The sequence below is a fragment of the Lacinutrix sp. genome (assembly GCF_023299985.1).
In the GTDB taxonomy this organism is placed as follows: Bacteria; Bacteroidota; Bacteroidia; order Flavobacteriales; family Flavobacteriaceae; genus Lacinutrix.
Genome location: NZ_JALZVX010000018.1, coordinates 1 through 8713, shown reverse-complemented (window position 1 = coordinate 8713; position 8713 = coordinate 1). Strand labels below are relative to the sequence as shown.

The window sequence follows — 8713 nt, the reverse complement described above, 5'->3', positions numbered from 1 at the left end:
TAAATGCTAGAGAAGAAAAAGACGCTATAGAAATTAATAGAAATCTATTTTTAGATACAGAGCAAATATTTGTTGTAAGAGATAGTGTTCTAGATATTATAGATGTTAAGCCTGTCTATTTTTTAGATTCTAAAGTGGTATTAAAAAACGTTCCAAATGGTACAGTTATTTTGTCTAAACCAGTTCCAGGAGCTTATGCAGGAATGTTAGTTAAACCGTTTGTAGATAAGAATGAAACATCTTTAGAGGTTTCAAAATCTAAAAAAGTAAAATAAGACATGAGAAAACTGATTGCTTATTTTATAAAACACAGTGTTGCAGTAAATATTGTAATGTGGACTTTTATTGTGTTTGGTGTTGTTGGTGCCATTAATCTAAAATCGTCTTACTTTCCTTTAATAGATTCTAAAAACATTAATATTAATGTTACTTATCCAGGAGCTTCGCCTCAAGAAGTAGAAGAAGGTATTGTTCTTAAAATTGAAGATAATCTTAAAGGATTAGACGGTATAGAACGCGTTACTTCTACCTCAAGAGAAAATAGTGGAACCATAAATATAGAAATACAGAAAGGAAAAGATATAGATTTTATGCTTCTTGAAATTAAGAATGCTGTAGATCGTGTGCCTTCATTTCCTGTTGGTATGGAGCCTTTAATTGTTGCAAAGCAAGAAGCTTTAAGACCAACAATTTCATTTGCAATTAGTGGTTCTAATATTCCTTTAGCAACATTAAAACAAATTGGACGACAAGTAGAAAACGATTTAAGAGGTATTGATGGTATTTCGCAAATACAAATTTCAGGCTATCCAGAAGAAGAAATTGAAATAGCTATCGACGAAGTTAGCTTATTGGCCTATAATCTATCTTTTGCTGAAGTGTCAAGCGCTGTAAACCAATCTAGTTTAATTACAACAGGAGGAACTATTAAGACTGATGCTGAGGAATATCTTATTAGAGCAAATTCAAGATCGTACTATGCAGATGAGTTATCAAATTTGGTTGTTAAATCTGACGCATCAGGACGTATTATAAAATTAAAAGATGTAGCTGTTGTAAAAGATCAGTTTTCTGAAACTCCAAATGCTAATTTTTTTAGTGGCAACCTGTCTATTAATGTTACCATAACAAGTACAAATACCGAAGATTTAATTTCTTCTGCAGAAAAAGCTAAAGAATATATTGAAATTTTTAATGAGAAATACGACAATGTTCAATTAGATATTGTTAGAGATTTATCTGTAACATTAGTACAGCGTAAGGACTTATTATCAGAGAATGCAATTGTAGGAATGTTATTAGTATTACTGTTTTTATCTCTATTCCTTAATACGCGTTTAGCATTTTGGGTAGCCGTTGGTTTACCAGTTGCTTTTGCAGGTATGTTTATGTTTGCAGCTTATTTTGCTGTTACAATAAATGTATTATCGCTTTTTGGGATGATTATAGTTATTGGTATTCTTGTAGATGATGGTATTGTAATTGCCGAAAATATTTACCAACATTACGAAAAAGGAAAAACGCCAGAGCAAGCAGCATTAGATGGTGTTATGGAAGTTTTGCCAGCTATTGTATCTGCCATTCTAACCACTATTCTTGCCTTTTCAATTTTCTTGTTTTTAGATGGTAGAATAGGAGAGTTTTTTGGAGAAGTATCAGTCGTTGTAATTTTAACTTTAGTGGTTTCTTTAGTAGAAGCTTTAATTATTTTACCAGCACATTTAGCTCATTCTAAAGCGTTAAAGAAACAAAATAACACACCTAAAGAAGGTGTTGCAGGTGTGTTTCAAAAAGTGTTTTCAAAATTACGTTACATTAATATGTTTGGAGACAAAATAATGACTTGGCTTCGCGATAAATTATATAGTCCAGTATTAAGATTTGCTTTAAAATATAAGTTTTTAACGTTCTCATTTTTTATAGTCTTTTTAATACTAACTAAAGCCAGCTTTGAAGGTGGTATAATTAGAGGTGCTTTTTTTCCAAGAATAGCCAGTGATAACGTTAGGATTACATTAAATATGCCTAATGGTACAAATGAAAAAGTAACAGACAGTATTATTTCTTTTATAGAAGATAAAGCAATTGAAGTTACTAAAGAGGTAAATGATGAATATCTAGGCGCAGATTCTGAAAAATATTTGGTAGAAAATATGATTCGAAATATTGGGCCAGGATCATCAACCGCATCACTTTCTATAAACCTTTTGCCAGGAGAAGAACGTCCTAACGAAATAACTGCAGATTTGATTACCAATAAAATTCAAGAGCGTGTAGGTGCTGTATTAGGTGTAGAAAGTTTGGTGTATGGAAGTGGTGGTAACTTTGGTGGTAGTCCAGTTTCAATATCACTTTTAGGAAATGATATTACCGAGTTAAAAGCCGTAAAAAAAGAACTTAAAGAATATCTTGAAAATAACATACTACTTAAAGATGTCACAGATAATGATCCTGCAGGTATTAAAGAAATTCGTTTAGAACTTAACGAAAGTGCTTACGCGCTTGGTTTAGATTTAAGAACGGTAATGACGCAAGTACGCTCTGCCTTTTTTGGAATACAAGCACAACGCTTCCAGAGAGGACAAGACGAAATTAGAGTTTGGGTAAGGTATAATAGAGAGAATCGCTCGTCTATTAAAAACTTGGATAACATGCGTATTGTAACTCCAAATGGACAAAGAGTGCCATTAAAAGAAGTTGCTAGTTACAGTATAGAACGAGGTGATGTTGCTATAAATCATTTAGAAGGTAGAAGAGAGATTCAAGTTTCGGCAGATATAAAAGATCAAAAGAAAACGAGTCCAACAGATATTATGGCAGAAATTAAAGACGAAATTATGCCAGAAATACTGTCTAAATATCCAACAGTCTCACCATCTTACGAAGGTCAAAACAGAGAGCGATTAAAACTTTTTAATTCGCTAAATGCAGTTGGTTTAACAATTTTAGCACTTATATATATAGTTATTGCTTTTACTTTTAGAAGTTACAGTCAGCCACTTTTATTACTGTTGCTTATTCCATTAAGTTTACCTGCAGTAGCTTGGGGACACTGGATTCATGATTTTCCATTAAACATCCTATCAATGTTAGGTATTATTGCTCTTATAGGAATAATGGTTAATGATGGATTAGTGCTTATTGGCAAGTTTAATAATAATTTAAGAGATGGTATGTTGTTTGACGATGCTTTGTATGAAGCAGGTCGTTCTCGATTTAGAGCAATTTTTTTAACATCAATTACTACTGTAGCAGGTTTAGCTCCATTAATCTTTGAAGAAAGTAGGCAAGCACAGTTTTTAATTCCTATGGCAGTTTCAATTGCTTATGGTATTGGGTTTGCAACAGTTCTTACACTTGTTGTATTACCAATTTTCTTATCGTTTAGCAATAGTACTAAGACAGCTCTAAAGTGGTTGCTTACTGGAAATAAAGTAACAAAAGAAGAAGTAGAGCGTGTAACAAAAGAGAAAAACGATGATAAAGATTTAGAAGTAAATTCTAAAATACCACCCAAAAATAATTATGTTACTAAAGAAGAATTACAGCGTTTAATAAAAGAGCAAAATGAACATTAAAAACAGCTTAATCTTAACCATATTGTGTTTTACGTCACTTGTAAATGCACAGACAATAGTTACTCCAAAAGAAGCTGTAAAGCTTGCTTTGGAAAATAATTATGATATTCAAATAATATCAAATGCATTAGAGGTAGCAGAAAACAATACAAGTATATTAAACTCAGGTTATTTACCAACATTAACTGGTAATGCTGGAGCAACTTACAATTTAGATAATACTGAAGCTGAGTTTTCTAATGGTACAACAGCCGTTTTAAATGGAGCTGAAAGCGACAGATACAATGCGTCCTTAAACTTAAACTACACTATTTTTGATGGATTAGGAAGGCGTTATAATTATAAAAGTTTAAAAGAGCAATACCAATTATCTGAATTGCAGGCTCGTGAAACTATAGAAAATACAATTGTCCAGTTGTTTTCTGTTTATTATGATGTAGCACAACAAACAGAAAACCTATCTGCTTTAGAAGAGACTTTAAAAATATCTAAAGATAGATTGGTAAGAGCGCAATATCAATTCGATTATGGTCAAAATACTAAATTAGGCATTTTAAATGCTGAAGTAGATATTGTTAACGATAGTATTAATATTATAAATGCTAAGCAGCAATTAAGAAATGGAAAACGAGATTTAAATGTTGTTTTGGGTGATGCTTTGCAAAGTGATTATAGTGTAGAAACCGAAATTAATTTTGCATTACAATTTCAAAAAGACAGTTTATTTAATAAAGCCAAAACAAGAAATGTAGCCTTACTTCAAAACGAAAAAAACATTGCAATTAGTCAACTAGATATTAAATCTGGTAAATCTGCATATTTACCAACAGTTGGTTTGGTTGGGAGTTATGGTTGGAATAAAAACAATAATAATGCAGCTTCGTTTGTTGCTGTTTCTACAAATACAGGGCTATCTGCTGGTTTAAATTTTTCTTGGAATATTTTTGATGGAGGTACTACAATAACTAGAGTTAGAAATGCTAAAGTTAACCTTGAAACACAACAACTGCAAAAAGAGAACATTCTACTTAGTATAACACGAACGTTTAATAACGTTTGGGACGACTATAAAAATAAGTTGCAGATTTATAATCTTCAAGAAGATAATATTACTACAGCTAAGAATAATTTCGATCGTACAGAACAGAAATTTAAAATTGGTCAAGTAAATTCTATTGAATTTAGGCAGGCACAACTTAATTTATTGAATGCTGAGCTAAGTAGAAATCAGGCTAAATTTTCTGCTAAATTATCAGAATTAGATTTATTACAACTAAGCGGAGAATTACTTAATACTTCATTTTAAAACTCTAAAAAACACAGTTAATCTACTAAAAAGTGTTTTTAATCGGTATTTATGATTTATTAGATGAACTACACGTGTCGTTTATCGAAAAAATTTGTTCTTAATAGGTGTTTGTTTTAAATTTGATCTTATAGTTAACCCTTATAAACTAAATCAAAATGAAAAATCTTAACCTAACCTTAATTTGCCTTTTTGTGTCTTTATTAAGTTTTGCAGGAATTTCAAACACAGAAAAAGAAGCCCTAATCGCATTACATTCTTCTACTAACGGAGAGGAGTGGACAAAAAAATGGGATTTAAATGCAGATGTAAGTACTTGGTATGGTGTTACATTAAAAAACAATAAAGTTGTTGCTCTTGATTTACTGTTTAACAACTTAAATGGAGTCCTTCCGCAGGAAATAGGAAACTTAACAGGATTAACAAAAATTAATTTTGGTTTAAATAAGTTATCAGGAACTCTTCCTACATCAATGTCTAACTTAAAAGCTTTAACATCTCTTGAGTTATTTTTAAATAAGTTTGAAGGTAATATTCCTTCATTTTTAGGAAACTTAAAAAACCTTGAAATATTAGCTTTATATAGTAATAGTTTTACAGGAAACATTCCGTTAGAATTAACAGCTTTAGTTAATTTAAAAGAACTACAATTAGGAAGTAATTTTTTAACAGGAGTAATACCTGTTGAAATAGGAGTATTGTCTAAGCTCGAAAAATTAAGTTTATTAGATAATAAGTTACACGGAAAAATACCTTTAGAATTAACAGACTTAAAAAATTTAGAAGAATTAATTCTTTCTGAAAATAAGTTAACAGGAAATTTACCACTACAATTTAGTCAATTAGCCAAGCTAAGTACTTTAATGCTAAGTGATAATAACATGGATGTTGAGTATGCTACTGTTGTAGAAGATAGAGCAAGTGTTAAGAGTGCTATTACTACATATAAAGAAACTTACGTAGTTGAAAGAGATTAAGATAAAGGTTATAAAATATTATATAAAAGAGTTAACTTAATAGTTAGCTCTTTTATATTTTTACGATAATTTTAATTGCCATATGTACGAACATTTTTTTCAATGCCCTTATTGTTGGGAAACTATATCTATGCTGTTAGACAGTAGTGTAAGTCAACAAACATATGTAGAAGATTGTGAGGTGTGTTGTAATCCAATACAAGTATCTCCACAATTTGAAAACTTAGAACTCATTGGTTTTGAGGTAGTAAATATCGAACAGTAATTTTTTGTTAAATAATGCTTGTAATATCTAAAAAGCATTGTATATTTGCAGTCCAAAATAATTGTTCGGTATTATGAGCCAAAAGTTAAAAGCTAAGTAATTATTTTAAAAGTTAAATCGCGGGATAGAGCAGTAGGTAGCTCGTCGGGCTCATAACCCGAAGGTCACTGGTTCGAGTCCAGTTCCCGCTACTAAAAAAAGCTTCACATTTGTGAAGCTTTTTTGTTTTTATAATCTTAGTGCCTTTAGTTAATTGTGATAGGAAACTCAGCAACAGTAGTGTCCCAACCAATTTTTAAATGTACAGTATTAGCAGAAGCTTCATAAAGAGAAATTGATAAGTTTTCAATTTCTTCTTCACTTTTAGAAATAGGTACGCTTATACTTGCAATATCCTTACTAGCATCGTAACCGTAGTTTCCCCAACCGTCTAGCTCTGTATTTAATTTTAAAGTCCATTCTTTCTCAGTAGGAATAATAATTACAGAGTAACGTCCAGCTTTAATGTCTTTTCCAGCAAATTTAACATCGTTAATAAATAAAATTTCTGTAGACTCGTTAGCACCAACTCTCCAGGCTTTACCAAACTTTAAAAGTTGACCAAATACTTCTCTACCTTTTTTTTCAGGACGAGAGTAAGTAACTCTTATTTGTGGTATTAATGCCTTTTGCTTGTCGGCATTTTTTGTAAAAGTTCTAATTGGTGCATCAGCCGGATAATAAGCGCGATCCATTGTGCTTTTATCCATTTTAGCAAATTTTTGAGCATTAACACTTGTTGCCACTAACACAACTGCAATAATAAATAGTAATTTTTTCATTTTAGTTTTTGTTTAAATTAATAATGTTCTCTGTTTTAATTTTCGAAAGTTCTTTTAATTTTCCTGCCTCATAAAGTATTGGTAAGTCTTTTAGAGGTGTTCCAATTTCAGCTTTATAATTTATATAGTCTTGAAATGTAATGCCATCGATAACTCTAGTATTATATGCACTTCTAAAACGAACGCCACCTTTGTTTACTTTGTAGTTATATGCTAGGAAGTCAATTTTTTCTGAGCTCTTGTTTATCCAATAATAAAATTCATCGTTATGGTCTTCTCCACCACCTTCTTTATTAAATGTTATTTCTATGACATCGTAGGTGTCTTTGTTTATAATAGTGGTTTCAATATATTTAGAATTAACCGCATTATCATTCAGTTTATGTGGCAATGTAGCAAAATAGATTACAGAATTTATTGCGCCAGTTCCAGCTACTTTTTCTTTTTTAGAAAGCGAAATAGCTTTACCATTTATTGTTCTTGAGAATATATGATTTAAAAGTGTATCTTCTATAATTGTATCTCCTTTTATTACGATTTTTTTGTACTCATAATTAGTGCCATTGTTTTTAAAGTGATAGGTGTTTCCTCTAAATTTAAAAGAATAATAAGCAGAATTATACAAATCACCACCATGAGCAACAATTGTTTTATTTAAAATAAATTGAGGTTTAGATAATTCGATTTTTTTTGAAGGAATAATTTGCGATTCTATTGAGGTATCTTTGTTTTTTTGTTCTTTGTTATTACAAGAATATAGTAGAATAGCAAAAATAAAGATGGTAGCAGTTTTTAAAACAGGCATTAAATTTTGTTAAATTAAAATTCTTTATTTTGTCGAGGTAAAATATAGAAACTTTCAACTAACTAAAAAATAAAAAAAAGAGTAAGGCTAAAATTGAAATACTATTTAGAGGGAAGTGTTTTTTAGTTTAAAAAAACACCAAATAATTCATTTCTATTCGGAATAGAATTATAACATTTTTCAAAGGTTTTTACCTTAAAGTAAGGCTCTAAATAAGATAAATACAATGTTTTATCTCCACCAAAAGGACGCTTTTCTAAATTATTTGATAACGGAATATTAAACCATAAACCAACTAATTTTCCATTTGTATTTAACAAATTAGACATTTGTTTAGCATAGTTTTTCCTTGTTTTATGGATAGGAGGAAAAGAACAGAAAAAGGTTTGTTCTATAATTAAATCGTATGTGGCATCGTGAGTAAAAAAGTTATCTTGAATTAATTGATTTTCTGGAAAAGTTGGGTTTCTTTTTTTGAAAGCTTCTAGAGGGATTTTAGAAATATCTAAAATAAAAATATTTTTAAATCCCAAATCGTAAAGGTATTCTGCTTCATAAGCATTGCCAGCACCTGGAATTAAAATTTTTAATTCTCTATTACCAATTTGGTTGAAATAAGTTTTTAAAGGCGTGGAAGGATAGCCAATATCCCAACCGGTATTTTTATTTTTATATCGCTGTGTCCAATAGTTTTGGGTTTCTATATCTTCTGCTTTCAAAGTGTGTTTTTATTAAAATTTAAGACCAAAGTAATTAATTTAGTATTTATATTTTTGTAACATGATAAATAACTTCGAAAACGAATACTTTGGTATTGGTATTCAAAATGGAAAAACACCAGAAAATCTTGGTGTTTTGTGGCGTTCTGGACTAGCTAATAAATTTGGTACTATTTTTTAAGCTACATATTTATTATTTTTCTTTGATAATTCTAATTCGATTTCTACTGGAGCTTTATAGT

The 8713-nt window shown here is 30.2% G+C and carries 7 protein-coding genes, 1 tRNA gene and 2 pseudogenes; 7 read left to right on the top strand and 3 right to left on the bottom strand.

Annotation, left to right across the window (positions count from 1 at the left end; all coding sequences use genetic code 11):
• From Q0C58_RS01240 to Q0C58_RS01215, 6 genes and pseudogenes are all read left to right on the top strand, one after another.
• Positions 1-275: pseudogene (locus Q0C58_RS01240) on the top strand (efflux transporter periplasmic adaptor subunit); the annotation flags it as partial.
• Between the two features lie 3 nt (positions 276-278).
• Entirely contained in the window at positions 279-3578 is a 3300-nt protein-coding gene (locus Q0C58_RS01235) for an efflux RND transporter permease subunit (RefSeq protein WP_290696536.1), read from the top strand.
• Positions 3568-4884: a TolC family protein gene (locus Q0C58_RS01230; protein WP_290696535.1), complete on the top strand. Its 1317-nt coding sequence runs from the start codon at positions 3568-3570 to the stop codon at positions 4882-4884. Before Q0C58_RS01235 ends, Q0C58_RS01230 begins: the two co-directional genes overlap by 11 nt.
• 158 nt (positions 4885-5042) lie before the next feature.
• The gene (locus Q0C58_RS01225) at positions 5043-5861 is read left to right on the top strand and encodes a Two component regulator three Y domain protein (RefSeq protein ID WP_290696534.1); all 819 of its coding nucleotides are present in this window, start codon (positions 5043-5045) and stop codon (positions 5859-5861) included.
• 82 nt (positions 5862-5943) lie between these two features.
• Positions 5944-6126: a CPXCG motif-containing cysteine-rich protein gene (locus tag Q0C58_RS01220; protein ID WP_290696533.1), complete on the top strand. Its 183-nt coding sequence runs from the start codon at positions 5944-5946 to the stop codon at positions 6124-6126.
• A gap of 118 nt (positions 6127-6244) precedes the next feature.
• Positions 6245-6317: transfer RNA gene (locus Q0C58_RS01215), tRNA-Met, on the top strand.
• A gap of 54 nt (positions 6318-6371) precedes the next feature.
• Here the strand turns inward: Q0C58_RS01215 and Q0C58_RS01210 are convergent.
• From Q0C58_RS01210 to Q0C58_RS01200, 3 genes are all read right to left on the bottom strand, one after another.
• Positions 6372-6947 (bottom strand): DUF2911 domain-containing protein, encoded by a 576-nt coding sequence (locus Q0C58_RS01210; RefSeq protein WP_290696532.1) that lies wholly within the window; start codon positions 6945-6947, stop codon positions 6372-6374.
• A gap of 1 nt (position 6948) precedes the next feature.
• Positions 6949-7752, bottom strand: a complete 804-nt coding sequence (locus tag Q0C58_RS01205) for a DUF6503 family protein (RefSeq protein WP_290696530.1) — start codon at positions 7750-7752, stop codon at positions 6949-6951.
• A 122-nt stretch (positions 7753-7874) separates the two neighbouring features.
• Positions 7875-8471, bottom strand: coding sequence for a methyltransferase domain-containing protein (locus tag Q0C58_RS01200; RefSeq protein WP_290696528.1), 597 nt, complete (start codon positions 8469-8471; stop codon positions 7875-7877).
• A gap of 61 nt (positions 8472-8532) precedes the next feature.
• Between Q0C58_RS01200 and Q0C58_RS01195 the strand changes: the two are divergent.
• A pseudogene (locus Q0C58_RS01195) lies at positions 8533-8619 on the top strand (TrmH family RNA methyltransferase); the annotation flags it as partial.
• Between the last annotated feature and the right edge of the window lie 94 nt (positions 8620-8713).